At 64.6% G+C, this 21,980-nt stretch carries 23 protein-coding genes and 1 riboswitch; of the genes, 6 read left to right on the forward strand and 17 right to left on the reverse strand.

The window, feature by feature from the left end; genetic code table 11:
- Nucleotides 1-250 precede the first annotated feature (250 nt).
- From IMX18_RS18080 to cobO, 10 genes are read right to left on the reverse strand one after another with little or no spacing between them, the layout of a single operon-like run.
- A complete protein-coding gene (locus IMX18_RS18080; RefSeq protein WP_015269251.1) occupies nucleotides 251-973 on the reverse strand; it encodes an adenosylcobinamide-GDP ribazoletransferase in 723 nt (240 codons plus the stop codon).
- Nucleotide 974: 1 nt separating this feature from the next.
- Nucleotides 975-1,541: a histidine phosphatase family protein gene (locus tag IMX18_RS18085; RefSeq protein WP_015269250.1), complete on the reverse strand. Its 567-nt coding sequence runs from the start codon at nucleotides 1,539-1,541 to the stop codon at nucleotides 975-977.
- Nucleotides 1,538-2,593 (reverse strand): nicotinate-nucleotide--dimethylbenzimidazole phosphoribosyltransferase, encoded by a 1,056-nt coding sequence (gene cobT / locus IMX18_RS18090; protein ID WP_015269249.1) that lies wholly within the window; start codon nucleotides 2,591-2,593, stop codon nucleotides 1,538-1,540. Before cobT ends, IMX18_RS18085 begins: the two co-directional genes overlap by 4 nt.
- Nucleotides 2,590-3,111: a bifunctional adenosylcobinamide kinase/adenosylcobinamide-phosphate guanylyltransferase gene (gene cobU, locus IMX18_RS18095; protein WP_100414148.1), complete on the reverse strand. Its 522-nt coding sequence runs from the start codon at nucleotides 3,109-3,111 to the stop codon at nucleotides 2,590-2,592. Before cobU ends, cobT begins: the two co-directional genes overlap by 4 nt.
- A 1-nt stretch (nucleotide 3,112) precedes the next feature.
- Nucleotides 3,113-4,567, reverse strand: a complete 1,455-nt coding sequence (locus tag IMX18_RS18100; protein ID WP_100414149.1) for a cobyric acid synthase — start codon at nucleotides 4,565-4,567, stop codon at nucleotides 3,113-3,115.
- Nucleotides 4,564-5,556, reverse strand: a complete 993-nt coding sequence (gene cobD / locus IMX18_RS18105; protein ID WP_217190062.1) for a threonine-phosphate decarboxylase CobD — start codon at nucleotides 5,554-5,556, stop codon at nucleotides 4,564-4,566. Before cobD ends, IMX18_RS18100 begins: the two co-directional genes overlap by 4 nt.
- Nucleotides 5,549-6,457 carry an adenosylcobinamide-phosphate synthase CbiB gene (gene cbiB / locus IMX18_RS18110; RefSeq protein WP_015269245.1) on the reverse strand — a complete coding sequence of 303 codons (909 nt, stop codon included), beginning with the start codon at nucleotides 6,455-6,457 and terminating at the stop codon, nucleotides 5,549-5,551. The genes cobD and cbiB overlap by 8 nt, the downstream gene beginning before the upstream one ends.
- Nucleotides 6,454-7,104 (reverse strand): 5,6-dimethylbenzimidazole synthase, encoded by a 651-nt coding sequence (gene bluB / locus IMX18_RS18115; protein ID WP_015269244.1) that lies wholly within the window; start codon nucleotides 7,102-7,104, stop codon nucleotides 6,454-6,456. The genes cbiB and bluB overlap by 4 nt, the downstream gene beginning before the upstream one ends.
- The gene (locus IMX18_RS18120; RefSeq protein WP_015269243.1) at nucleotides 7,101-8,396 is read right to left on the reverse strand and encodes a cobyrinic acid a,c-diamide synthase CobB; all 1,296 of its coding nucleotides are present in this window, start codon (nucleotides 8,394-8,396) and stop codon (nucleotides 7,101-7,103) included. Before IMX18_RS18120 ends, bluB begins: the two co-directional genes overlap by 4 nt.
- The gene (gene cobO, locus IMX18_RS18125; protein ID WP_013971375.1) at nucleotides 8,393-9,004 is read right to left on the reverse strand and encodes a cob(I)yrinic acid a,c-diamide adenosyltransferase; all 612 of its coding nucleotides are present in this window, start codon (nucleotides 9,002-9,004) and stop codon (nucleotides 8,393-8,395) included. Before cobO ends, IMX18_RS18120 begins: the two co-directional genes overlap by 4 nt.
- Before the next feature lie 120 nt (nucleotides 9,005-9,124).
- Nucleotides 9,125-9,344: riboswitch (cobalamin riboswitch) on the reverse strand.
- Between the two features lie 167 nt (nucleotides 9,345-9,511).
- On the opposite strand from cobO, the gene IMX18_RS18130 reads away from it, so the two are divergent.
- Together IMX18_RS18130 and IMX18_RS18135 are read left to right on the forward strand one after the other, a co-directional pair.
- The gene (locus tag IMX18_RS18130; RefSeq protein ID WP_015269242.1) at nucleotides 9,512-10,090 is read left to right on the forward strand and encodes a hypothetical protein; all 579 of its coding nucleotides are present in this window, start codon (nucleotides 9,512-9,514) and stop codon (nucleotides 10,088-10,090) included.
- A gap of 1,138 nt (nucleotides 10,091-11,228) precedes the next feature.
- The gene (locus IMX18_RS18135; protein WP_217190061.1) at nucleotides 11,229-12,575 is read left to right on the forward strand and encodes a PQQ-dependent sugar dehydrogenase; all 1,347 of its coding nucleotides are present in this window, start codon (nucleotides 11,229-11,231) and stop codon (nucleotides 12,573-12,575) included.
- Here IMX18_RS18135 and IMX18_RS18140 read toward each other — a convergent pair.
- The 5 genes from IMX18_RS18140 to IMX18_RS18160 all read right to left on the reverse strand — a co-directional run bounded on the left by IMX18_RS18140 (nucleotide 12,541) and on the right by IMX18_RS18160 (nucleotide 17,049).
- Nucleotides 12,541-13,074, reverse strand: coding sequence for a C40 family peptidase (locus tag IMX18_RS18140; RefSeq protein WP_217190060.1), 534 nt, complete (start codon nucleotides 13,072-13,074; stop codon nucleotides 12,541-12,543). The genes IMX18_RS18135 and IMX18_RS18140 overlap by 35 nt on opposite strands.
- A gap of 139 nt (nucleotides 13,075-13,213) precedes the next feature.
- Nucleotides 13,214-13,867 carry a C40 family peptidase gene (locus IMX18_RS18145; RefSeq protein ID WP_015269239.1) on the reverse strand — a complete coding sequence of 218 codons (654 nt, stop codon included), beginning with the start codon at nucleotides 13,865-13,867 and terminating at the stop codon, nucleotides 13,214-13,216.
- A 125-nt stretch (nucleotides 13,868-13,992) separates the two neighbouring features.
- Nucleotides 13,993-14,700, reverse strand: a complete 708-nt coding sequence (gene hda, locus IMX18_RS18150; protein ID WP_015269238.1) for a DnaA regulatory inactivator Hda — start codon at nucleotides 14,698-14,700, stop codon at nucleotides 13,993-13,995.
- Nucleotides 14,701-14,895: 195 nt separating this feature from the next.
- Nucleotides 14,896-15,969 carry an AI-2E family transporter gene (locus tag IMX18_RS18155; RefSeq protein ID WP_015269237.1) on the reverse strand — a complete coding sequence of 358 codons (1,074 nt, stop codon included), beginning with the start codon at nucleotides 15,967-15,969 and terminating at the stop codon, nucleotides 14,896-14,898.
- Between the two features lie 12 nt (nucleotides 15,970-15,981).
- Nucleotides 15,982-17,049, reverse strand: a complete 1,068-nt coding sequence (locus tag IMX18_RS18160; protein WP_015269236.1) for a DUF2066 domain-containing protein — start codon at nucleotides 17,047-17,049, stop codon at nucleotides 15,982-15,984.
- A gap of 617 nt (nucleotides 17,050-17,666) precedes the next feature.
- Here IMX18_RS18160 and purM point away from each other — a divergent pair.
- The 4 genes from purM to IMX18_RS18180 all read left to right on the forward strand — a co-directional run bounded on the left by purM (nucleotide 17,667) and on the right by IMX18_RS18180 (nucleotide 20,517).
- Nucleotides 17,667-18,725 carry a phosphoribosylformylglycinamidine cyclo-ligase gene (gene purM, locus IMX18_RS18165; protein WP_013971366.1) on the forward strand — a complete coding sequence of 353 codons (1,059 nt, stop codon included), beginning with the start codon at nucleotides 17,667-17,669 and terminating at the stop codon, nucleotides 18,723-18,725.
- The gene (gene purN, locus IMX18_RS18170; RefSeq protein WP_015269235.1) at nucleotides 18,725-19,378 is read left to right on the forward strand and encodes a phosphoribosylglycinamide formyltransferase; all 654 of its coding nucleotides are present in this window, start codon (nucleotides 18,725-18,727) and stop codon (nucleotides 19,376-19,378) included. Before purM ends, purN begins: the two co-directional genes overlap by 1 nt.
- Nucleotides 19,379-19,386: 8 nt before the next feature.
- Nucleotides 19,387-20,097 carry a DUF3108 domain-containing protein gene (locus IMX18_RS18175; RefSeq protein ID WP_217190059.1) on the forward strand — a complete coding sequence of 237 codons (711 nt, stop codon included), beginning with the start codon at nucleotides 19,387-19,389 and terminating at the stop codon, nucleotides 20,095-20,097.
- A gap of 237 nt (nucleotides 20,098-20,334) precedes the next feature.
- Nucleotides 20,335-20,517: a hypothetical protein gene (locus tag IMX18_RS18180; protein WP_015269233.1), complete on the forward strand. Its 183-nt coding sequence runs from the start codon at nucleotides 20,335-20,337 to the stop codon at nucleotides 20,515-20,517.
- Nucleotides 20,518-20,562: 45 nt separating this feature from the next.
- On the opposite strand, the gene IMX18_RS18185 is transcribed toward IMX18_RS18180, so the two are convergent.
- Together IMX18_RS18185 and mazG are read right to left on the reverse strand one after the other, a co-directional pair.
- On the reverse strand, nucleotides 20,563-21,102 hold the full coding sequence (locus IMX18_RS18185; protein WP_013971362.1) for a DUF2058 domain-containing protein: 540 nt from the start codon (nucleotides 21,100-21,102) through the stop codon (nucleotides 20,563-20,565).
- Nucleotides 21,103-21,128: 26 nt separating this feature from the next.
- Entirely contained in the window at nucleotides 21,129-21,962 is an 834-nt protein-coding gene (gene mazG, locus IMX18_RS18190; protein WP_015269232.1) for a nucleoside triphosphate pyrophosphohydrolase, read from the reverse strand.
- Nucleotides 21,963-21,980: the final 18 nt, after the last annotated feature.

Below are 21,980 nucleotides of genomic sequence, written 5' to 3' on the forward strand. Positions count from 1 at the left end.
GGGAGGGGCAAGCATACGCCAGTGAAAAGATGCCGGTTCTTGCTGAGTTTTTCAGGAATTTACCGACACGTTAGGCTCAGAAACGCCCTACAGAAACATCCTGCTTGCGCGGTCACTTGTAGGAGCGGCCTTGTGTCGCGAAAGGGCTGCAAAGCAGCCCCATGACTTCAGCGTTAGTGCATAAATTGCCGGGGCTACTTTGCAGCCCATTCGCGACACAAGGCCGCTCCTACAGGGCCCAGAGCAAGGCTCAGAGGCCCAACGCCAACCCCAGCACCACGGCCAGTTCGAGCAACTCCAGCATTGCACCAGCGGTATCGCCGGTAGTCCCGCCCAGGCGCCGGCACATCAGGTGCCGCAACCAGGCAAACACCGCCAACGCCAGCACCACGATCCACCCGCCCAGGACCAGACAGAAAAGCACACAGCCCAGCAGCACCCAGCCGGCCGCATGCCGGGGCAGGTGCTCGGCCAGCGCCTGCCCCAAACCGCCCTGCCGTACATATGGCGTACTCAGGAACAGCCCGAGCATCGCCGCCCGCCCGATCAACGGTGCCAGTAGCAACTGTGCGCCAATGCCCTGCTCGACCAGCACCCACAAAGCGCAGAACTTCAGCAACAGCACCAGCACCAGGGTGACCACGGCAATCGGCCCGCTACGTGGGTCCTTCATGATCAGCAAGGTGCGTTCGCGGTCACCGAAACCGCCAAGCCAAGCGTCGGCGCTGTCCGCCAGGCCATCCAGGTGCAAGGCGCCACTGAGCAACACCCACAACGTGAGCAGCAGGGCCGCGTGCAGCGACGCAGGCGTGCCCTGCAGCAGGTAGCTGGCCAGCCACAGCAACAGGCCGAACAGCAACCCGACCAGCGGGTAGCAGAGCAGCGAGCGCCCCACCTCGCGCGGCGCCGGCATGCCCGGCAGACTCACCGGCAGGCTGCTGAGAAACTGCAAGGCAATCCACAACGGCAACATGTCAGCGCCCCTCGACCCACTGGCCGTCGTCACCCGGCACCAGTCGCATCAGCGCAGCGTGGCCGACTTCGACCTGCAGCAACTGCGCCCTTGGCAAACCACGGGCACGTGCCAGCAGCAGCCGCATCACACCGCCATGGGTGACCAGCAGCACGCGCTTGCCAGCATGCTGGCGCCCCAGGCGCTCGACAGCGGCCAGCACTCGCTCGGCGAACGCCTCGACTGGCTCGCCATTAGGTGGCGTAAACGCGTAAGGGTCCGCCCAGAAGCGCCCCAGCGCGTCCGCCTGGTCTTCCATGATCTGCGCGGCACTACGGCCCTCCCAGTCGCCAAAATGCAGCTCCTGCAATGCCGCTTCGCGCTGCACAGGCAGGTTCAGCCGCTCGCCCAGTTCCTCGGCAAAACGCGCACAGCGCTGCAGCGGCGAACTGACCAGCACCTCCCACGGGCCGGCTTCGGCCACGGCTTCACGCATCTGCGCCCAGCCCTTGTCGGTCAAGGCATCATCAAGGCTGCCACGCAGGCCGCCCTGTTCGGTTTCGCCATGGCGCAGCAGGTCGAGGATCATGCCGGGCGGTCCGCCACCGCAGCCTCGGCAAAGGTCGCCATCTGCCCGTGCAACGCACAGGCCAGGCGCAACAGCGGCACGGCCAGGGCAGCCCCACTGCCCTCGCCCAGGCGCAGGCCCAGGGCCAGCAACGGCTCGGCCTGCAAGGCGTCGAGCAAGGCTTTGTGCCCAGGCTCTGCGCCTTGGTGGGCAAACACCAGCCAGGCCCGACACTGCGGGTTGAGACGCACCGCCAGCAGCGCGGCGACACTGCAGATGAAGCCGTCCACCAGTACCGCGATACCCGCCTGCGCGCAGCCAATGTAGGCACCGGCCAAGGCCGCGATCTCGAAACCACCGACACAGCCCAGTGCCTGCAATGGATCGTTGGCGCTAAGGCCATGCAGGCTCAACGCACGCTCGATGACCTCGGCCTTGTGCCGCACCCCGGCGTGGTCCAGGCCGGTACCCGGGCCACTTAATTCAGCAGGCGGGCAACCGAGCAACACGCTGGCCAGGGCAGCGGCAGCCGTGGTGTTGCCAATACCCATCTCGCCCCCGATGAACAGCTGCGCGCCCTGTTCGGCGGCGCGCAGGGCACTATCGCGACCGGCCTGCAGGGCGGCCTGCAGCTGGCCCTCGGTCATCGCCGGCTGGCGGGCGAAGTTGGCGGTACCGGCGCCAAGGCGCAGGTGGCGCACGCCAGGCAGTTCCAGGTGGGGGTCGATGGTGCCCAGGTCGACCACTTCCAGACTCGCCTGCAGCTGGCGCGCCAGCACGCTGATTGCCGCGCCACCACCGACGAAGTTGCGCAGCATCTGCCCGGTCACCGCTTGCGGGTAGGCCGAGATGCCTTCCTCGACCACGCCGTGGTCACCGGCAAAAATGCTGATTGCGGCGTTATCCAAGGTCGGCCGTTCACACCCCTGCAGACCGGCCAGCTGAATGGCCAATCCTTCCAGTTGGCCTAGCGAACCGGCAGGTTTGGTCAGCTGTTGCTGACGAGCGCGGGCCTGGTCCATGGCGGCGTTGTCGAGAGGTTGGCAGGCGTCACGCCACCAGGCTTGGGTCATAGTGCAGGTCCTTTGAGCATTAGGGGCAGGCCGGCCACAGTCAGCACCACGCGCTGACAGCGTTCGGCCACGGCCTGGTGCAGCCAGCCGGCCAGGTCGACATAGCGACGAGTCAGCTCGCCCATGGGCACGACGCCCAGGCCGGTTTCGTTACTGACCAGGATGACCGTGCCCGGCAACTGTTCCACGCAGGCCAGCAGCGCATCACGCTCCTCGGCCAGGCGTTGGTCGTCTTCGAGCATCAGCAGGTTGGTCAGCCAGAGGGTCAGGCAATCCACCAGCAGGCAGCGCCCTTCGGCCGCTTCGGCGCGCAGTACCGCGGCCAGGGCCAGGGGTTCCTCGATCAACCCCCAGTCATCAGGGCGACGCTGGCGATGCAGCAGCACGCGTTCGTTCATTTCACCATCCAGCGGCTGGCTGGTGGCGATGTAGGTCACCGGCAGGCCACTGGCGCTGGCCAGCTGTTCGGCCAGGCGGCTCTTGCCCGAGCGGGCGCCGCCGAGGATCAGGTTGAGCATGTCAGGCTACCCCACAGAGCTGGCGCAGGCGCGCGGTGTCCAGGTGCTTTTCCACCAGGTCGGCCAGGCGCTCTATATCGCGTTCGCGCAGGGCCTGGTAATCGACGGCCTGCACATCATCCAGCCCAGCCCAGCGCAGCAGCGCCGCGCACGACTGGCTGCCTTCGAACAGGCCGTGCAGGTAGGTGGCAAGTATCTGGCCATCAGCGCTGACAGCGCCATCGCAACGGCCATCGGCAAGTTGCACGGCTGGCTGCTCCAGAGCAGGCCCCGTGGTGACGCCGGCATGAATTTCATAACCGGCAACCGGGACTGCTTCGAGGTTCAGCGTGCCGGCAACGTTGCGCAGTTGCTTCTCGGCTTCGAGCACCGTGGCGTAATCGAGCAGGCCAAGCCCCGGGCTGGAGCCGGCGACCCCTTCGAGACCAAGCGGGTCATGCACTTCGCGGCCCAGCATCTGCAGGCCGCCGCAGATCCCGATCAGCTTGCCGCCATAGCGCAGGTGCCGGTCGATGGCCTTGTCCCAACCGCGCTCACGCAGTTGCGCCAGGTCGCCGCGCACACTCTTGGAACCCGGCAGGATGATCAGGTCGGCGGCCGGGATCGGCTGGCCCGCGCCGATGAACTGCAGGTCCACCTGGGGGTGCAGGCGCAGCGGGTCAAAGTCGGTGTGGTTACTGATACGCGGCAGTGCCGGGACGATCACCTTGAGCACGCGCTCGGCCTTTGCCCCCTGGCGTGCGTCGATGCCGTCTTCGGCTTCCAGATGCAGATCGGTGACATACGGCAGCACGCCCAGCACCGGCTTGCCGGTGCGCTGCTCCAGCCAATCCAGCCCCGGCTGCAGCAAGGCGATGTCGCCGCGGAAGCGGTTGATGACAAAGCCCTTTACCCGCGCCTGCTCACTGGGCGACAGCAGTTCCAGCGTGCCGACCAGATGGGCGAACACACCACCACGATTGATGTCGGCAACCAGAATCACCGGGCAGTCCACCGCTTCGGCAAAGCCCATGTTGGCGATGTCACCGGCACGCAGGTTGATCTCCGCCGGCGAGCCCGCGCCTTCGACCATGACCACCGGCCAGGCAGCACTCAGACGCAGGTGCGAAGCCAGCACCGCCTGCATGGCGATGGCCTTGTAGTCGTGGTAGGCCACCGCGTTCATGCTGGTGACGGCACGGCCATGGATGATCACCTGGGCGCCGGTGTCGCTGTTGGGCTTGAGCAGCACCGGGTTCATGTCGGTGTGTGGTTGCAGCCGGCAGGCCTGGGCCTGCACCGCCTGGGCCCGGCCGATTTCACCGCCATCGGCGGTCACCGCGCTGTTCAGCGCCATGTTCTGCGGCTTGAACGGCACCACGCCGACGCCCTGGCGCAACAGCCAGCGGCACAGTGCGGTCACCAGCGTGCTCTTGCCGGCGTCGGAGGTGGTGCCTTGCACCATGAGGGTGGTCATGCCGTTTCCTTCTGATAGGCCGCCAGGGCCTGGGCCAGGCGCTGTTCGTCCGCCGCATGGGCAGGCAGCCCAAGGCGTACCGCCGACGGCTGCTCGAACAGCCGCACCAGGATGCCGCGGCGGGCAAGAAAGTCATGCAGTTGCGCAGCGTGCTCGCTGCGCACGTACTGGAACAGGTCGCAACCGCCGCTGGGCGCCAGGCCGGCGCTGCGCAACAGCATAGCCAGCCGCTGGCTGGCGGCAGCGCAGCGTTCGACCTGCACACGCTGGGCGGCGTGGTCGGCCAGGCTGGCCTGGGCCAGCACCCGGGTCGGGCCATTGACGGTCCACGGCCCAAGCAACTCGGCCAGGCGCAGCAGCAGGCTGCGTTCGGCGGCAACGAACCCCAGGCGCACGCCGGCCAGGCCGAAGAACTTGCCGAACGAGCGCAGCACAATCAGCCCCGGGCGCTCGGCACAATCGACCACGCTTTGCGCAGGGGTGTTGTCCATGAACGCTTCATCGACCAGCAGCCAACCACCGCGGGCGGCCAGGCGCGCATGCCAATCCAGCAGGCGTTCACGCGGCACCCGGCGGCCGGTGGGGTTGTTGGGGTTGACCAGCACCAGTACGTCGAGGCTGTCGAGCGTCGCCTCTACCTGCGCTTCGTCCAGCTCCAGCAACTGGTGCCCCGCCCGTTGCCAGGCGTATGGGTGCTCGGCATAGCAAGGCGTCAACACCCCCACCCGGCCGGCTGCGCGCAACAGCGGCAAGGCCTGGATCGCGGCCTGGGAACCGGCCACCGCCAGCAATAGGCGGGCGCCGTAATACGCACGCGCGGCGTCCTCCAGGCCGTCCTCGGTCTCCGGCAGGCGGGCCCAGGCCTCCATGGGGATCTGTGGAATCGGGAAAGGCCATGGCGCAATGCCGCTGGACAGGTCGAGCCACTGCTCGCGGGCGATGCCGTATTGCCGTACCGCCCGCAGCAGGCGGCCTCCGTGTTCAAGCATTGATATAGGCCCCCAGGCAGATCACCAGCAGCCATAGCCATACGCCGCGCTGCACCAGGCCCCAGCCGCGCTCGATGGCGTCGGCGTCGGCCATTGGCCCGTCACCCAGGCGTGGCCGCTCATGCAGCTCGCCGTGGTACACCGCCGGGCCACCGAGTTCCACCCCTAACGCACCAGCACCGGCGGCCATCACCGGCCCGGCATTGGGGCTGTCCCACAGCGGGCCCTGCTTGCGCCAGCAGGCCAGGGCCAGGCGGGTCTTGCCCAGCAGCGCGTAGGTCAACGCCACCAGCCTGGCGGGAATATAGTTGAGCACATCATCGACACGCGCCGCACACCAGCCGAAGCGTTCGAAGCGCTCGTTGCGGTAGCCCCACATGGCATCCAAGGTGTTGCTCAGGCGGTACAGCACCACGCCAGGCGCGCCGGCGACCACGAACCAGAACAGCGCGGCGAATACCGCATCGCTGCCATTTTCCAGCACCGATTCGGTGGCCGCCCGGGCCACCGCAGGCTCGTCAAGTTCGCGGGTTTCGCGGCTGACCAGGTAGCCCACACGGCGCCGCGCTTCTTGCAGGTCACCCTGGCGCAAGGCACTGGCCACTGGTAACACGTGTTCACCCAGGCTGCGCAGCCCGACGGCGCAGTAGAGCGCCAGCACGTCGACCAGCCAGCCGATGTACGGCAGCCAGGACAGAATCAGTGCCACCAGGGTAAGCGGCACCACAGCCAGGAACCATGCGCTCACCCCGTGACTGCGCCAGCCGCGCCCACCGGCATTGAGGCGGCGCTCCAGGTTACTGGCCATGTTGCCAAAGGCCACCAGCGGGTGGCGCCGCTGCGGCTCGCCTAGCAAGGCATCCAGGGCCACCCCGGCCACGGTCAGCAAGGCCACGCTCATTGGCGCTCTCCCCATTGGTTCTCAAAGAGCATTTCACTCAAGGGCCGTTCCTCGGCCCAGTTTTCCAGCACCAGCATTGGTGCCGGATAGAACTCGGTCACCGGCCCCAGGCACAGCACCGCGACCGGCTTGGCCCCACTCGGCATACCCAGCAGCGCCGCCAGCGCCTGCGGGTCGAACAGCGACACCCAACCCATGCCAAGGCCTTCGCCACGGGCTGCCAGCCAAAGGTTCTGGATGGCGCAGGCCAGCGAGGCCAGGTCCATTTCCGGCAGGGTGCGGCGGCCGAAGATGTGCGGCTCGCGGTTGTCCATCAGGGCGGCCACCAGCAGCTCGGCGCAGTCATTGATGCCTTCCACCTTCAGTTTCATGAAGGCATCGGAGCGTTCGCCCAAGGCTTCGGCGGTACGCACCCGCTCTGCTTCCACCAACGCCTGGATGCGCGCACGCAAATCGCGCCGGGTGATGCGGATGAAACGCCAGGGCTGCATCAGCCCGACGCTCGGCGCCTGATGCGCGGCGGCCAACAGGCGCCCCAGCAGTTCCGGGGCTACCTCGCCTCCGGCGAAATGGCGCATGTCACGGCGTTCACCGATGGCCCGATAGATCGCGGCGCGCTCGGCGTCGCTGTAGGCGTATTCGCTCATGGTCGCAACAGCGCCGCCGCCGCATCAGGGTTGGAGGGAAAGTAGAAGTGCACGTAGGAAGCCGTCAGCCGACCCAGACGGTACACCGCTTCGTTGCCGCGCCCGCCGTTGGGGCTCAGGCCACGTGCGATCGGCTCCAGTACGGTACTGGTCAACGAATGGTGATAGGTGTGACCGCGCAGGGTGCCTTCCGGCAGTTCCACCGCCTGCAGGGCCAAGGCAGCCAGGCGCTTCTGCATGGTCGCTTCGCCCGGCAGCAGGCCGAGCAGCTCGGCACGCTCGCCGGCCACGTCGGTCAGGGCATCGAGCAGGTACAGCATGCCGCCGCACTCTGCCAGCAACGGTTTGCCCTGGGCGTGATGGGCACGGATCGCCTCGCTCATTGGCGCGTTGGCAGCCAGGGCGTGGTGGTGCAGTTCGGGATAACCGCCCGGCAGATACAGGCTGTCCACTGCTGGTAGTTCGCGGTCATGCAGCGGCGAGAAAAACTCCAGCTGCGCGCCCAGGTTGCGCAGCAGGTCGAGGTTGGCGCCATAGGTGAAGGCAAAGGCCTCGTCCCGCGCCACGCCAATGCGCACACCGGTCAACGAGGCGACACTGGCTTGCGGCTCGGGTTCGGCAAAGGTCACTGGCGGCGGCAAGGCGGCATCGCAACTGGCGCCAAGCGCTTCGGCAGCGGCATCCAGACGAGCGTCCAGGTCGTTCAGCTCGCTGGCCTGGACCAGCCCCAGGTGGCGGCTGGGCAGCTCTATACCGCGCTCGCGGGACAAGCCGCCATACCAGCGCAGGCCTTCGGTCAGGCTACCTTCCAGCAGTTGCGCGTGGCGCAGGCTGCCCACCCGGTTGGCCAACACACCGGCAAACGGCAGGTCCGCCTGGTAGCGTGCCAGGCCCAGGGCCAAGGCGCCAAAGGTCTGGGCCATGGCCGTGCCGTCGATCACTGCCAGTACCGGCACGCCGAAGTGACGCGCCAGGTCGGCGCTGGACGGCGTGCCGTCGAACAGCCCCATCACCCCTTCGATCAGGATCAGGTCGGCCTCCCCGGCTGCCTCCCACAGAAGGCGGCGGCTTTCCTCGGCGCCGATCATCCACAGGTCGAGCTGGTACACCGGCGCGCCGCTGGCCCGCTCAAGGATCATCGGGTCGAGAAAGTCGGGGCCGCACTTGAACACCCGCACCTTGCGCCCAAGGTTGCGGTGCAGGCGGGCCAGGGCGGCGGTGACGGTGGTCTTGCCCTGACCAGAGGCCGGTGCCGCGATCAGTACCGCAGGGCAATGGCGCGACTGGCTCACAGTTCCACGCCCTTCTGTGCACGGATACCGGCCTGGAACGCGTGCTTGAGCATGCCCATTTCGGTCACGGTGTCGGCCAGCTCGATCATCTCGGGTTTCGCGGCACGGCCAGTGACGATCACATGCTGCATCGGTGGGCGAGCCTGGATGTCGGACAGCACCTGGTCAAGGTCGAGGTAGCCGTGCTTGAGGGCGATGTTCAGTTCATCGAGCACCACGAACTGCACGCTCGGGTCTTGCAGCAACTGGCGCGACACGGCCCAGGCGGCTTCGGCGGCGGCGATGTCGCGCTGGCGATCCTGGGTTTCCCAGGTAAAGCCCTCGCCCATCACGTGGTAGCGCACCTGCTCGGGGAAGCGGCGGAAGAACAGCTCTTCGCCGGTGCTGTTGCGGCCCTTGATGAACTGCACCACACCGCACTGCATGCCATGGCCCAGGGCGCGCGCGAGCATACCGAAGGCCGAGCTGCTCTTGCCCTTGCCGTTGCCGGTAAGCACCAGCAGCAGGCCGCATTCGTTGGGGGAATTGGCGATGCGTTCGTCGATGATCGCCTTCTTGCGCTGCATGCGCGCCAGGTGGCGTTCGTCGCGTTCGGTGGATTCGCTCATCAGGGTTCTCCGCTGGCTGGCGCCACGGCAACGCGCGGCGACAGGTAAAAGGCGGGCAGACGGAGAACGCGCAGGGGCCGTGGCCGTACGCCACGGTGCACCGCGCATCACCCTCCGTGATGCCGTTGGCAGTATCAGGCCGGTCTCCGGGCTTGTGAGCGGGCCTTGGCCCAGGCCTGCGCGCCTTCCCGGGTGCTTGCACCCAGTGGCCCTGCGCGGCCGCGACTCACCTACCGTTGCGGGGGCAGCGCCGGAATCGCGCCATGCTGGCACCCACCGGCTTCCCAGTTTCACCCTGCCCAGTCGGGGCTGGCAGGGCACCTGAAACACGCGCGAAGGTTAGAGGGTTGGACCGGGAGCGTCAATCGAAGCGGGCCGCTTTGCAGCCGAACAGGCACCGCCCGGGTAATGGCCAATTCACCTTGTTGTGCCACACTGAATACAGTGATATCACATAGCCATCACTTTCAGCTGAACGCGATCACAACTACAACAGGAGAGCGCAGCATGCGAGGCCAGATCATCAACAACCCGCGCCTGGAGTTTCTTGCTCCGGTGCTGGAGCGCTGGGGCGACTGTATTGACCGGTTCAACCAGTTTGCTGGCGATGCCGAAGCACCTTACTGGCATGGCGCCGCCGCCAATACGGGGCTGCTTGCCGCAGCGGCCTGGCAAGCCGAACTGGCGGCGCTGCAGCAGTTTGCCGGCAAGAAGCAACGCGACGAAGGTGAACACGAAGGGCGCTGCGACCTGTCGATCAGCAGTGCCGATGAAGCGCTGTACCTCAGTGTCAGTCAGCGCTGGCCAAGAATCGCTCGGCTGGACATGGCCGACGCCCTGCAGCAGACCACTGCCCTGGCGCGCCAGGTGGCCTACCCCAGCCAGTTGAAAGCTGGTGCGCTGTTCATCAGCCCGTGGAAGGCTGGCCAGCATGCCAGCCCCGAGGAACTGCAGGACCTGGTCGACGATCTGCAGAAACATACCGCCTGTGCCATCGCCTGGTACTTCCCGTATGCCTACCGCAAGTTGCACAACGAGCTGGGGCAGTATTTCCCGGGGGTGGCGTTGCTGCTCAAGCAGGCTTGAAGCAACTTCGGCTCGGGCCGGGGCCGGAACTCGTTTCGCAAGCGCGACGTCGCTTCTGTGGGAGCGGGCGTGCCCGCGAAGAATCCAACGCGGTGGCTGGCACCGGCTGCGCCGGTGTTCGCGGGCGCGCCCGCTCCCACAGAGCCCTATTTAAGTCTCCTGTCGTAGTGAAGCGAGCCACCGCAGGTGCCCCACGCCCAGCCTTCATGAGGAGCCAGTTCCGATTACTGGTATTACACGACTGCGGTTTCTGACGATTTTTGCTCTTGCTCTTGCTCTTGCTCTTGCTCTTGCTCTTGCTCTTGATCTTGATCTTGATCTTGATCTTGATCTTCGCGACTTCAGGAGGCCGAGCAGAGGGCTTGCGGAGGGAGGTGACGGGCATGGATGCCCGTCAAGCGCTGAGGCCCCATGGATGGGGCCTGCAGCGCGTACTCCCGGGAGCAAGACCGGCGCGAGGGAACCCCGTAGCGTAGCGGAGGGGCCGGATGATGGGAGCGCAGCGTTTTTTGGTTACTTTTTGTCGCGTTTGACAAAAAGTGACTCGCCGTAAGGGCGAAAAGGTGAGTCAGCGTCGCCATCGTAAATGGACTATCCGCGAGATCAAGACCGGTACTTTTCCGCTCTTCGCTCTTCGCTCTTCGCTCTTCGCTCTTCGCTCTTCGCTTTCAAGCGTGGGCATCAACAACAAGGTCAACATTCATTTTCGAAGGTGGCGCTTAATCACCTTTCCGCCCTTACGGCGGGTCACTTTTTGTCAAACGCGACAAAAAGTAACCAAAAAACGCTGGCTCCCATCATCCGGCCCCTACGCTCCGCTCCGGGGTCCCCTCGCTACGGGCCTGCTCCCGGGAGTACGCGCTGCAGGCCCCATCCATGGGGCCTCAGCGCTTGACGGGCATCCATGCCCGTCACCTCCCTCCGCAGTCCCTCCGCTCGGCCTCCTGAAGTCGCAATCGGCGGCGCCTGAACTATTGCGCGCTTAAAAGCAAAAGCAAAAGCAACGGCAACGGCAACGGCAACGGCAACGGCAACGGCAACGGCAACGGCAACGGCAACGGCAGTTGGATGGTTCCGGGAACCTGGCGAATGTCACCGACCTCTCAATTCATAGGCCCTGTTAGGAGGACGCCGCCCCATGAAACACCTGACGCCTTGGTTATTGGCCGCCAGCCTGACTGCCTGCGGCGAAACCGCCCTGCTGAATGTACTCGACGGCAGTGGCCCAACCCCCCAGCTGCCTGCTCCGGTCAAGACCACCCTCCCCACCGTGAATATCGCCCCGGCAGTGGGTTGGCCCAAGGACGCCAAGCCCGAGGCAGCACCAGGCACTCAGGTGAAAGCGTTCGCCAGCGGGCTCGACCACCCTCGCTGGCTATACCTGCTGCCCAACGGCGACGTCCTGGTGGCCGAAACCAATGCCCCGCCCAAGCCCGAAGATGGCAAGGGCCTGCGCGGCTGGGTCATGAAGAAGGTGATGAAGCGGGCAGGCGCAGGCGTACCCAGCGCAAACCGCATTACCCTGCTACGTGATGCCGACCACGACGGCGTGGCTGAAATCCGCACGACCTTCATCGAAGAGCTCAACTCACCGTTCGGCATGGCCCTGGTCGGCAAGGACCTCTACGTCGCCAACACCGACAGGCTGCTGCGCTTTCACTACGAGCCCGGTGCCATGCAAATTCGCAATGAAGGCCAGCCAGTGGTCGAGTTGCCAGGCGGGCCGCTCAACCACCATTGGACCAAGAACGTGATCGCCAGCCCTGATGGCAAGAAGCTTTTCGTGACGGTCGGCTCCAACAGCAACGTAGGCGAAAACGGTATGGACAAGGAACAGGGGCGCGCCGCGATCTGGGAAGTGGACCCCGCCAGCGGCCAGCACCGCCTGTTCGCCACCGGCCTGCGCAACCCTAACGGCCTGGCCTGGGAGCCACACAGCGGTACGTTGTGGACGGCAGTCAACGAGCGTGACGAGATCGGCAGCGATCTGGTACCGGACTACATCACTTCCGTGAAGGACGGCGGTTTCTATGGCTGGCCCTACAGCTACTACGGCCACCACGTGGACGAGCGCGTGCAACCGCCAGCGCCTGAAAAAGTAGCCCAGGCGCTGGTGCCCGACTACGCCGTAGGCCCACACACGGCATCGCTGGGGCTGGCATTCGCCGAACCGAACGGGCTACCACCGCCCTTCGAACAAGGGGCATTCGTGGGCCAGCACGGGTCGTGGAACCGCAAGCCACACAGTGGCTACAAGGTGATTTTCGTGCCGTTCGACCCATCAGGAAAGCCCTCGGGCAAGCCCGTAGACCTGCTTACCGGTTTTCTGGATGAGCATGGCAAGGCCCAAGGGCGCCCGGTCGGCGTAATCACCGACGGGCGTGGCGGCGTGCTGGTAGCCGATGATGTCGGCAACGTGGTCTGGCGGGTAAGCAAAGCCCCGCCTGTCCTCAGGGGTTCTGCGCCAGATGCCCTTGCGGAATGACGCGCTTGGCCTGCAGGTAAGCCTTGGCCCAGTAGCTGTTGGACAGGTAGTCCAGGCGCACCGTGCCGCCGCTGGAGGGTGCATGCACGAAGCGCCCTTCCCCCACATAAATGCCGGCATGGCTGACCTGCGAGCCGCCACTGGTGGCGAAGAACACCAGGTCGCCGGACTCCAGCGACTTGGCATCCACGGTTGGCGCGCGCATTACGATCATCTCACGCGTCGAACGCGGCAGGCTTATGCCGGCAGCATCACGATAGACGTACTTGATCAGGCCACTGCAATCGAAACCGGAGTCCGGCGTATTGCCACCCCAGCGATAAGGCGTGCCCACCAGGCCGATGGCACGCATCAGCACGTCATCGGCAATCGGCGACGGACTGGGCTGGCTATAGGTTACCTGCGGCTGTACCACAGGGGCCGGCGCAGGCGCACGGCTGGAGCAGGCAGCCAGCAAGGCTGCCAAGGAGAGAAATGCGAAGCGCGCCATCTTTACCATGGCCAGAACATCCTGTCTGAGTCCGCTGGGCCGCAGCCGAAAAGAGTTGAGAAATTAGATTAGACGCTTTCTATAAATGCGCACGGCGGCGAGCTTTTTTCAAAGCATCGCCGCCGCGGCAGGGTACATCATTTTGCTATCAGTTGCGCGCGATATTGGTGGTCGGCGCCATGGCCAAGGCACGCTTGGCTTCGATGAAGGTCTTGCTCCAGTAGCGGTCACCGAGGCTGTCGATGCGCACACCACCGCTGCGGCGGCTGCTGGAGTGAATGAACTGGTTGTCACCCAGGTAGATGCCAGCATGGCTGACGCGGCCGCGACCATTGGTGCTGAAGAACAGCAGGTCACCTGGCTTGAGCTTGTTGCGGGCCACTTTCGGGGCATCGACGTTGATCATTTCACGCGTGGAACGCGGCAGGGTCACACCCGCCTCTTCGCGGAACAGATAGCCGATGAAACCACTGCAGTCGAAGCCGGACTTCTCCGAGGTACCGCCGAAGCGATAGCGAGTGCCGATCAGCGACATGCCGCGCTCGAGAATGCTGTCAGCCAGAGCTGGCAACTGGTAAGGCTTGCTGCTGGAGAAGGTCTCCAGGTCATCTTCGGTAGCCAGCTCTTCCGGCTCGCCGAATACCGACGAGGAGGAGGCTTTGGCCTTGAAGGCCGATTGTGCGGCGATCGGGGAGTGATCCTGGGACTGCAGCTCTGAATGAGAAGCTGGGCCTTGGGCCGCGCAGCCAAAAAGCAGGGTCACGAGTGCGAGTGGCACGAGGGGTGCGAAGCGCTTCAGCATGGGCACGACCGTGTCTGTAATCCTTTAGAAGGGTGAAACTATGCCCTCTATCATGGCCATTTGCAAATTTTATCGAAAAAGATGTGACTTTTTCGTTTTGCCGCTCTGGCCCAGCGTTTTCGGGGTTACCAGCCCAGGGTTTCTTTGAGGAAAGGGATGGTGAGCTTGCGCTGTGCCTGCAACGAGGCCTGATCGAGGCGTTCCAGCAGGTCGAACAACGCGCTCATGCTGCGTGCGCCGCGGGTGAGGATGAAGTGGCCGACTTCGTCGGTAAGGTGCAGGCCACGGCGCGAAGCACGCAGTTGCAGGGCACGCAGCTTGTCTTCATCGGACAGGCCACGCATCTGGAACACCAGGGCCAGGGTCAGCCGCGACTTCAGGTCCGGCAGCTTGATCGGCAGTTCGCGCGGCGATGCCGAGGCGGCCAGCAGCAGGCGCCGGCCGCTGTCACGCAGGCGGTTGAACAGGTGGAACATGGCCTCTTCCCAGTCAGCCTTGCCGGCGATCACGTGCAGGTCGTCGATGCACACCAGTTCGTACTGGGCCAGGTAGTCAAGCAGTTCTACGCCACGATCGAGCAATTGCGCCAGCGGCAGGTAGACGGCTGGTTCGCCGCGTTGCTGAAAGCGGTGGGTGGCGGCCTGTAGCAGGTGGGTCCGGCCAACACCCTGCTTGCCCCACAGGTAGATAAGGCTCTCGGTCCAGCCGGCGTCGGCTTCGCATAGCCGCTCGACGTAGCCCAATGCCGCAGCATTGGCGCCCGGATAGTAGTTGATGAAGGTGGCGTCATCGCGCAGGCGCACACCCAGGGGCAACTGGATCGGTGGTTTCATGCTCGCGGGCGGTCGACAGGACCGCAGGGGGCCTTTGGTGAACAATGTGCAAAGTCTATACCCGCAGCGCGGGGCGCACAATCACGGCAGCAGATAGCACAAGTAAAATCAACGAGTTGCGCTTTTTTTGGCTGTTTTGGGGCTGCTTTGCAGCCCCAATATTCTTAACTGGCCGGCATTAAGGCGGCCCCGGGATCACAACTCCGGGTCGATATCCCCGGCATACATGTCCGATTCCTTGTACAAGTCATGCACATGCCGCAGCAGCACCATGATCACCGCCGCCACCGGCAGCGCCAGCAACACCCCGGTAAAGCCGAACAGCTCACCGCCGGCCAGGATCGCGAAAATCACCGCAACCGGGTGCAGGCCAATGCGGTCACCGACCAGCAGCGGAGTCAGCACCATGCCTTCCAGCGCCTGGCCGACCATGAACACTGCGACGATACCCAGCATCGGGTACAGGTCGCCGCCAAACTGGAACAGGCCAGCCACCAAGGCCGCGCCGATGCCGATGATGAAACCCATGTACGGCACGATGGCAGCCAACCCGGCGAGCATGCCGATCAATAACCCCAGTTCCAGCCCCACCAGCATCAGCCCGGCCGAATAGATGATGCCCAGGGCCACCATCACCATCAATTGCCCGCGCACGAACGCCCCCAGCACCTCATGGCATTCGCCTGCAAGGCCCATCACTTGCGGCTCACGCTGGCGCGGCAGCAGGCCGCGCAGCTTGGCCATCATCAGGTCCCAGTCGCGCAGCAGATAGAAACCCACCACCGGGATCAGCACCATGTTGGCCAGCCAGGCCATCAGCGCCAGGCTCGAGGCAGTGGCATGGGACAGCAGCACACCGACGATATCGGTGGTCTGGCCCATGTGCGTGCCGATGGCGGCCTTGATCTTGTCGAACTTCCAGAAGCCGTCAGCCAGGCCCAGCCGGCTCTGCACCCAGGGCAGCGCCACGTGCTCGAGCCAGTCGAGCATCTGCGGCGCCAGTTCGTACAGGCGCACCAGCTGTTTGGCCAGCAGCGGCACCAGAACCAGCAGCAAGGCCAGCAACAGCAAGGTGAACAGGCCGAACACCACCACCACGCCCCAGGTGCGCGACAGCCCCAGGCGCTCCAGGCGGTCGACCAGCGGGTCGGCCAGATAGGCCAGCAGCACGCCGACCAGGAACGGGGTAAGAATGTTGTGCAGGCTGTAAAGCAGCACGGCGACCAGCAGGGCAACGCCCAGCCAGATCCAACGACGTACGTCGGTCACGGTGTGCTCCCCTTACCAGCGAAAACGCAAACCGTCGAACGGCTTGGGTGCTGGCTGGGCCGGCACTGGTTGCCCGGCCCCGGCAGCGTCTGCCGGAGCTGGAGGGGGCTGCACAGCGGGCGCCTGCTCTACCGGTACTTCCTGCAGCTTGGCCAGGCCAAGCTGGGCACGCAACTGTTCGCGGTTGGCAGTCACGCCGTAGGTCAGGGTGCTGCCTTCGGCCATTTGCAGCCGCGGGCCGTAGGGTTCGAGCACGCGGGCCAGTTCGGCGTAGCGCTGCAGGTTCATCCCCTGCACTTGCACCTGCAACTGGCTGCTGGCCCCCGGGCGGGTGACGTAGCGCGGCGCCAGGCGGCTGCTGAGCGCCAGCATCACGGCGTCGGCCAGCGCTGCCGGGTCGGCACCTTCGGCAGTGCCTTGTTCACGCTGGTCGCCCAGCCAAAGCTGCCATTTGCCCTGCCATTTGCCATCGGCTTCCCGGGCATGCACCGCCAGCAAGGCATCGGCGCCGTAGCGCCCTGAGGCTTCGCGCAGCGCCGCAGGGTCACTGCCTTCGATCTGCTCGGCATTGGCCACCAGTTGCTCCTGCAGGTCGGCCAGCGGCAGGCGCAACGGCAGGCCACGGTGCTGGGCGGCACGACGCAGGGGTTGGGCGCTGGCCTGGCCGTCACCTACCAGGTTGCTGCCTTCGACACTGTCGTTCAGCCACCATCCGAGGATCGAGGGGCGGTTGCTGCCCCACAAGGCCAGGCCGGCCTTGCGCAAGGCCCGCTCGGTACTGCCAGGGTCGAACTCGACCAGCACCGATTCGGGTGGCCCGGCTTCGCTGGCGACCTGGTTGATGATTTGCTGCGGGTCCTTGCGCAAAGCGGCCAATGCCGGGCTTTGCGCCGCCTTGGGGTCGCCGGTCAGGCGCGTTACCAGGGTATCGAGAGCCTGGATGGTAGCCGCGGCACGGGCTTCGGCGCCCTGCCCTGTGACCGGCTCGCGCACCTGGTAAAGGCCGGTGACATTTTCAGCCTGGGCACTGGCCGAGATCAGGGCCAGACAACCGGCTGCCAGAATATTGAAGAGACGCATGGAGGATTCCTGTCCATTTACCGCAATGCCTATACCTTATACACGGGGGCGAAAGGTAACCAGTCGCGAGGATGAAAGATTGGTTGCGGAGATTGCCTGGGAAATGTGATGGGTCTGACAGGTGCTCGCCGCAACAGGTTCAGCGCCTGCGCGTGCATGGCGCGGCCCTTGTGGCGCCTGCGAGATCGAGCGCCGCCCGCGCGGCGCTTCGCGGGACAAGCCCGCTCCCACATCTGTTTCGGGCCAGTAACGCCTGTGCCATTGCACACGACCGCCTTGTTTGCCCGACGCAATATCGAGGTGGACGCCAAGGGGCCGCGCGCCTCTGCCTCAGAAATAATTGGCCCGAAACAAATGTGGGAGCGGGCTTGTCCCGCGAAGCGCCGCGCGGGCGGCGCTCGATCTCACAGGCTCCACACCTCTCGTGTCGTACACCCCCAACTTTTTACCTATTTTCATGCCCTGCCCGTCGGCCTGAGGATGGCCGCTGCCCGGCAACCCTGATAAAATCGCGCGCCTTCACAGACCACTGACGTTTCAGGCAGCCGCCGCTTACCAGCCGGCCTTGGCCGTCATGGTCGTTTTTAAGAATCCCTCCCTCCTAAAGGCCTGGATCAATGAGCAAGCAACCCTCCCTGAGCTACAAGGACGCCGGTGTAGACATCGACGCCGGCGAAGCACTGGTCGAACGCATCAAGGGCGTGGCAAAACGCACCGCACGCCCTGAAGTCATGGGTGGCCTGGGCGGCTTCGGCGCCCTCTGCGAGATCCCGGCCGGCTACAAGCAGCCGGTGCTGGTCTCCGGCACCGACGGCGTCGGCACCAAGCTGCGCCTGGCACTGAACCTGAACAAGCACGACAGCATCGGCCAGGACCTGGTCGCCATGTGCGTCAACGACCTGGTCGTGTGCGGCGCCGAGCCGCTGTTCTTCCTCGACTACTATGCCACCGGCAAACTGAACGTCGACGTGGCCGCCACCGTGGTCACCGGCATCGGTGCCGGTTGCGAACTGGCCGGCTGCTCGCTGGTCGGTGGTGAAACCGCCGAAATGCCTGGCATGTACGAAGGCGAAGACTACGACCTGGCCGGCTTCTGCGTCGGCGTGGTGGAAAAGGCCGAGATCATCGACGGCTCCAAGGTTGCCACCGGCGACGCACTGATCGCCCTGCCGTCCTCGGGCCCGCACTCCAACGGCTACTCGCTGATCCGCAAGATCCTCGAAGTGTCCGCCACCGACATCGAGAACACCCAGCTGGACGGCAAGCCGCTGACCGACCTGCTGATGGCGCCGACCCGCATCTACGTCAAGCCGCTGCTGCAACTGATCAAGAACACCGGCGCGGTCAAGGCCATGGCCCACATCACCGGTGGCGGCCTGCTGGACAACATCCCGCGCGTACTGCCGGCCAACGCCCAGGCGGTCATCGACGTGGCCAGCTGGCAGCGCCCGGCGGTGTTCGACTTCCTGCAGGAAAAAGGCAACGTCGACGAGCATGAAATGCACCGCGTGCTGAACTGCGGCGTCGGCATGGTCATCTGCGTGGCCCAGGACCAGGTAGAAGCAGCCCTGAACGAACTGCGCGCCGCTGGCGAGCAGCCATGGGTGATCGGCCACATCGCCGAAGCCGCCGAAGGCGCTGCCCAGGTCGAGCTGCAAAACCTCAAGGCACACTGATGCCAAGCAAGACCTGCAATGTAGTGGTACTGCTGTCGGGCTCCGGCAGCAACCTGCAAGCCCTGATCGACAGCTGCCAAGGCCAGGACAGCCCGGTGCGCATCCGTGCGGTGGTTTCCAACCGCGCCGATGCCTACGGCCTGCAACGCGCCGCGGCGGCCGGCATCGACAGCGTCGTGCTCGAGCACACCCAGTTCGACGGCCGTGAAGCCTTCGATGCCGCGCTCATGGCGCGCATCGACGGTTTCGCCCCGGACCTGGTGGTGCTGGCCGGTTTCATGCGCATCCTCAGTGGCGACTTCGTGCGCCACTACCAGGGCCGCCTGCTCAACATCCACCCGTCGCTGCTGCCCAAATACAAGGGCCTTCATACCCACCGTCGGGCGCTGGAGGCAGGCGACGCCGAGCACGGCTGCAGCGTACACTTCGTGACTGAGGAACTCGATGGCGGCCCACTGGTCGTACAGGCTGTGGTACCGGTGGCGCCTGACGACACCGTCGAAAGCCTGGCCCAGCGGGTACACCGCCAGGAACACCTGATTTACCCGCTGGCGGTGCGCTGGTTCGCCGAAGGGCGCTTGCGCCTTGGCGAACAGGGTGCATTACTGGATGGCCAGCCCCTGGCGGCCAGCGGTCACTTGATTCGATCCTAGGAGAATTTATGCGTCGCGCCCTGCTCTTGGCTCTCGCCGTGCTCGCCCTGCCCCTCCAGGCAGCTGATCTGAAGCCTTTCTCGGCCAGCTATACCGCAGACTGGAAGCAACTGCCCATGAGCGGCACCGCCGAGCGCAGCCTGGTCAAGAATGCCAACGGTACCTGGGACCTTAATTTCAAGGCTTCCATGATGATCGCCAGCCTGACCGAGCAAAGCACCCTGCGCATGGACAACGACACCCTGCTGCCACAGAAGTACCACTTCGAGCGTGGTGGCCTGGGCAAGGCCAAGAAGGTTGACCTGACTTTCGACTGGAACAGCAAAAAGGTCACCGGCAGCGACCGTGGCGATGCCATCAACCTGCCGCTGAACCGTGGCGTGCTGGACAAGTCGTCCTATCAGCTGGCCCTGCAACATGACGTGGCCGCCGGCAAGAACAGCATGACCTATCAGGTGGTTGACGGTGACGAGATCGACACCTACGACTTCCGCGTGCTGGGCACCGAAAAGGTCACTACCAAGACTGGCCAGGTCGATGCGGTGAAGGTCGAGCGCGTGCGCGACCCAAGCCAGAGCAAGCGCATCACCGAGCTGTGGTTCGCAAAGAACTGGGACTACCTGCTGGTGCAACTGCGCCAGGTCGAGACCGATGGCAAGGAATACGTGATCGTGCTGCAGGACGGCACGGTCGATGGCAAGCCGGTGAAGGGCAACTGAGCCAGCGCTGCCAGCAGCACCCGAAGCCCCGCCTTGTGCGGGGCTTTTTTCTGCCTGCCTTGCAGCGACGCCTGTAGGAGCGGCCTTGTGTCGCTCCTACAAAAGCGCACCTGCCGACCCAAACGCTGATCATGAAACTTGTTTCATGCCGGTTTTATTTACTTAGCCTGCTAACAAACTCTATAAAGAGGCTGTGCGACACAGTGTCGCAGCCAACTGAAGCAGTGGAGTTTAACGATGACAGTCCAAGTAACCGAACGCGACGAATCGAAAATATCCCACGAAGGCCTGGCCGCTGGTGTGCGGATCTGGGATGTGCACCAACAGGGCCAACTGGTGGGGATGTTCCACAACGAACACGAAGCACACCAGTACCGCGCAGAGCTGGAAACTTTGGAGAACCAGCGCGCCACGCAATGACCCATCTTCAAATGAAAAACCCCGCCAAGGCGGGGTTTTTCGTGGTTACCACATCAGATCATCAGGGATCTTGTAGGCCGCGTACGGGTCGTCCTCGTCCGCTTCCTCGACATGGGTGTTCAGCAGCAGGACACGGCCAGGATCGCGTTCCTGGATCTTCAATGCCGCCTCACGAGGGATCACCTCGTAGCCGCCGGCAAACGACACCACGGCCAGCGCACCATTGCTCAGCTTGGTCCGCATCAGGGCATTGACGGCAATGCGCTTGACCTTCTTGTCGTCGACGAAATTGTAGTAGTCCTCGGTGCTCAGCTTCGGCAGGCGAGTCGCTTCGATCAACTGCTTGATCTGCGCGGCGCGGGCCTTCTGCTCGGCTTTTTCCTGCTGCTGGCGGTTCAGTTCCTGGTCACGCTTGGCTTTCTCGGCCATGGCTTCCTTGGCCATGCGCTGCTGGCTGTCGTCCACCTCGACCTGGCCTTTGTGCTCCAGGCGTTTCTGTTTCTTCTCGGCTTTGTTGGCCTGGGAAACCTGTTTCTGGTTGACCAGACCGGCTTTGAGCAGTTGGTCGCGAAGGGAAAGGCTCATGAATGTTCACTCACTTATGCAACAGCTCAGCCGCAGCTGGGCAGGTTCTTTTCCTGACGTTTGGCTTCACCCCAAAGGGCATCCAGTTCATCAAGGTTACAATCTTCGATGGGGCGGCCACTGTCGCGCAATGCCTGTTCGATGAAGCGGAAACGCCGCTCGAACTTGCGATTGGCACGGCGCAGGGCGTGTTCCGGATCATGCTTGAGGTGGCGGGCCAGGTTGACGGCGGCAAACAACAGGTCGCCGATTTCATCCTCGAGCGCATCGGCATCGCCGTCGGCCATGGCCTGCAGTACTTCGTCCAGCTCTTCGCGCACCTTGTCCAGCACCGGCAATGCCGCAGGCCAGTCGAAACCGACCGTGGCCGCGCGCTTTTGCAGTTTGGCTGCCCGCGACAACGCCGGCAATGCCGCTGGTACGTCGTCGAGCAACGACAGCTGTTCAGGCTGGCTCTTTTCCGCGCGCTCTTCAGCCTTGATTTCTTCCCAGCGTGACTTGACCTGGGCCTCGTCCAGGCTGGGGGTGTCCACCGGCGCATACAGCTCGCCGGTGGGGAATACATGCGGGTGACGGCGAATGAGCTTGCGGGTGATGCTGTCGACCACGCCGTCGAACTCGAAACGCCCCTCCTCGCGGGCCAGCTGGCTGTAGTAGACCACCTGGAACAGCAAGTCGCCCAGCTCACCTTGCAGGTGCTCGAAGTCGCCGCGCTCGATGGTGTCGGCAACCTCGTAGGCCTCTTCGATGGTGTGCGGGACGATGCTCGCGTAGTTCTGCTTCAGGTCCCATGGGCAGCCGTACTGCGGGTCGCGCAGGCGGGCCATGAGGTGCAGCAGGTCTTCGAGGGTGTAGGTCATGGTCAGCTATTCCTCGGC

The organism is Pseudomonas shirazica, assembly GCF_015168335.1.
Classification (GTDB): domain Bacteria; phylum Pseudomonadota; class Gammaproteobacteria; order Pseudomonadales; family Pseudomonadaceae; genus Aquipseudomonas; species Aquipseudomonas asiatica.

Excerpts from the sequence above, each read along its gene's own strand:
- IMX18_RS18080 (WP_015269251.1), bottom strand. The coding sequence starts at position 973 with ATGTTGCCGTTGTGGATTGCCTTGCAGTTTCTCAGCAGCCTGCCGGTG.
- IMX18_RS18085 (WP_015269250.1), bottom strand. The coding sequence starts at position 1,541 with ATGATCCTCGACCTGCTGCGCCATGGCGAAACCGAACAGGGCGGCCTG.
- cobT (WP_015269249.1), bottom strand. The coding sequence starts at position 2,593 with ATGACCCAAGCCTGGTGGCGTGACGCCTGCCAACCTCTCGACAACGCC.
- cobU (WP_100414148.1), bottom strand. The coding sequence starts at position 3,111 with ATGCTCAACCTGATCCTCGGCGGCGCCCGCTCGGGCAAGAGCCGCCTG.
- IMX18_RS18100 (WP_100414149.1), bottom strand. The coding sequence starts at position 4,567 with ATGACCACCCTCATGGTGCAAGGCACCACCTCCGACGCCGGCAAGAGC.
- cobD (WP_217190062.1), bottom strand. The coding sequence starts at position 5,556 with ATGCTTGAACACGGAGGCCGCCTGCTGCGGGCGGTACGGCAATACGGC.
- cbiB (WP_015269245.1), bottom strand. The coding sequence starts at position 6,457 with ATGAGCGTGGCCTTGCTGACCGTGGCCGGGGTGGCCCTGGATGCCTTG.
- bluB (WP_015269244.1), bottom strand. The coding sequence starts at position 7,104 with ATGAGCGAATACGCCTACAGCGACGCCGAGCGCGCCGCGATCTATCGG.
- cobO (WP_013971375.1), bottom strand. The coding sequence starts at position 9,004 with ATGAGCGAATCCACCGAACGCGACGAACGCCACCTGGCGCGCATGCAG.
- IMX18_RS18130 (WP_015269242.1), top strand. The coding sequence starts at position 9,512 with ATGCGAGGCCAGATCATCAACAACCCGCGCCTGGAGTTTCTTGCTCCG.
- IMX18_RS18135 (WP_217190061.1), top strand. The coding sequence starts at position 11,229 with ATGAAACACCTGACGCCTTGGTTATTGGCCGCCAGCCTGACTGCCTGC.
- IMX18_RS18140 (WP_217190060.1), bottom strand. The coding sequence starts at position 13,074 with ATGGTAAAGATGGCGCGCTTCGCATTTCTCTCCTTGGCAGCCTTGCTG.
- IMX18_RS18145 (WP_015269239.1), bottom strand. The coding sequence starts at position 13,867 with ATGCTGAAGCGCTTCGCACCCCTCGTGCCACTCGCACTCGTGACCCTG.
- hda (WP_015269238.1), bottom strand. The coding sequence starts at position 14,700 with ATGAAACCACCGATCCAGTTGCCCCTGGGTGTGCGCCTGCGCGATGAC.
- IMX18_RS18160 (WP_015269236.1), bottom strand. The coding sequence starts at position 17,049 with ATGCGTCTCTTCAATATTCTGGCAGCCGGTTGTCTGGCCCTGATCTCG.
- purM (WP_013971366.1), top strand. The coding sequence starts at position 17,667 with ATGAGCAAGCAACCCTCCCTGAGCTACAAGGACGCCGGTGTAGACATC.
- purN (WP_015269235.1), top strand. The coding sequence starts at position 18,725 with ATGCCAAGCAAGACCTGCAATGTAGTGGTACTGCTGTCGGGCTCCGGC.
- IMX18_RS18175 (WP_217190059.1), top strand. The coding sequence starts at position 19,387 with ATGCGTCGCGCCCTGCTCTTGGCTCTCGCCGTGCTCGCCCTGCCCCTC.
- IMX18_RS18180 (WP_015269233.1), top strand. The coding sequence starts at position 20,335 with ATGACAGTCCAAGTAACCGAACGCGACGAATCGAAAATATCCCACGAA.
- IMX18_RS18185 (WP_013971362.1), bottom strand. The coding sequence starts at position 21,102 with ATGAGCCTTTCCCTTCGCGACCAACTGCTCAAAGCCGGTCTGGTCAAC.
- mazG (WP_015269232.1), bottom strand. The coding sequence starts at position 21,962 with ATGACCTACACCCTCGAAGACCTGCTGCACCTCATGGCCCGCCTGCGC.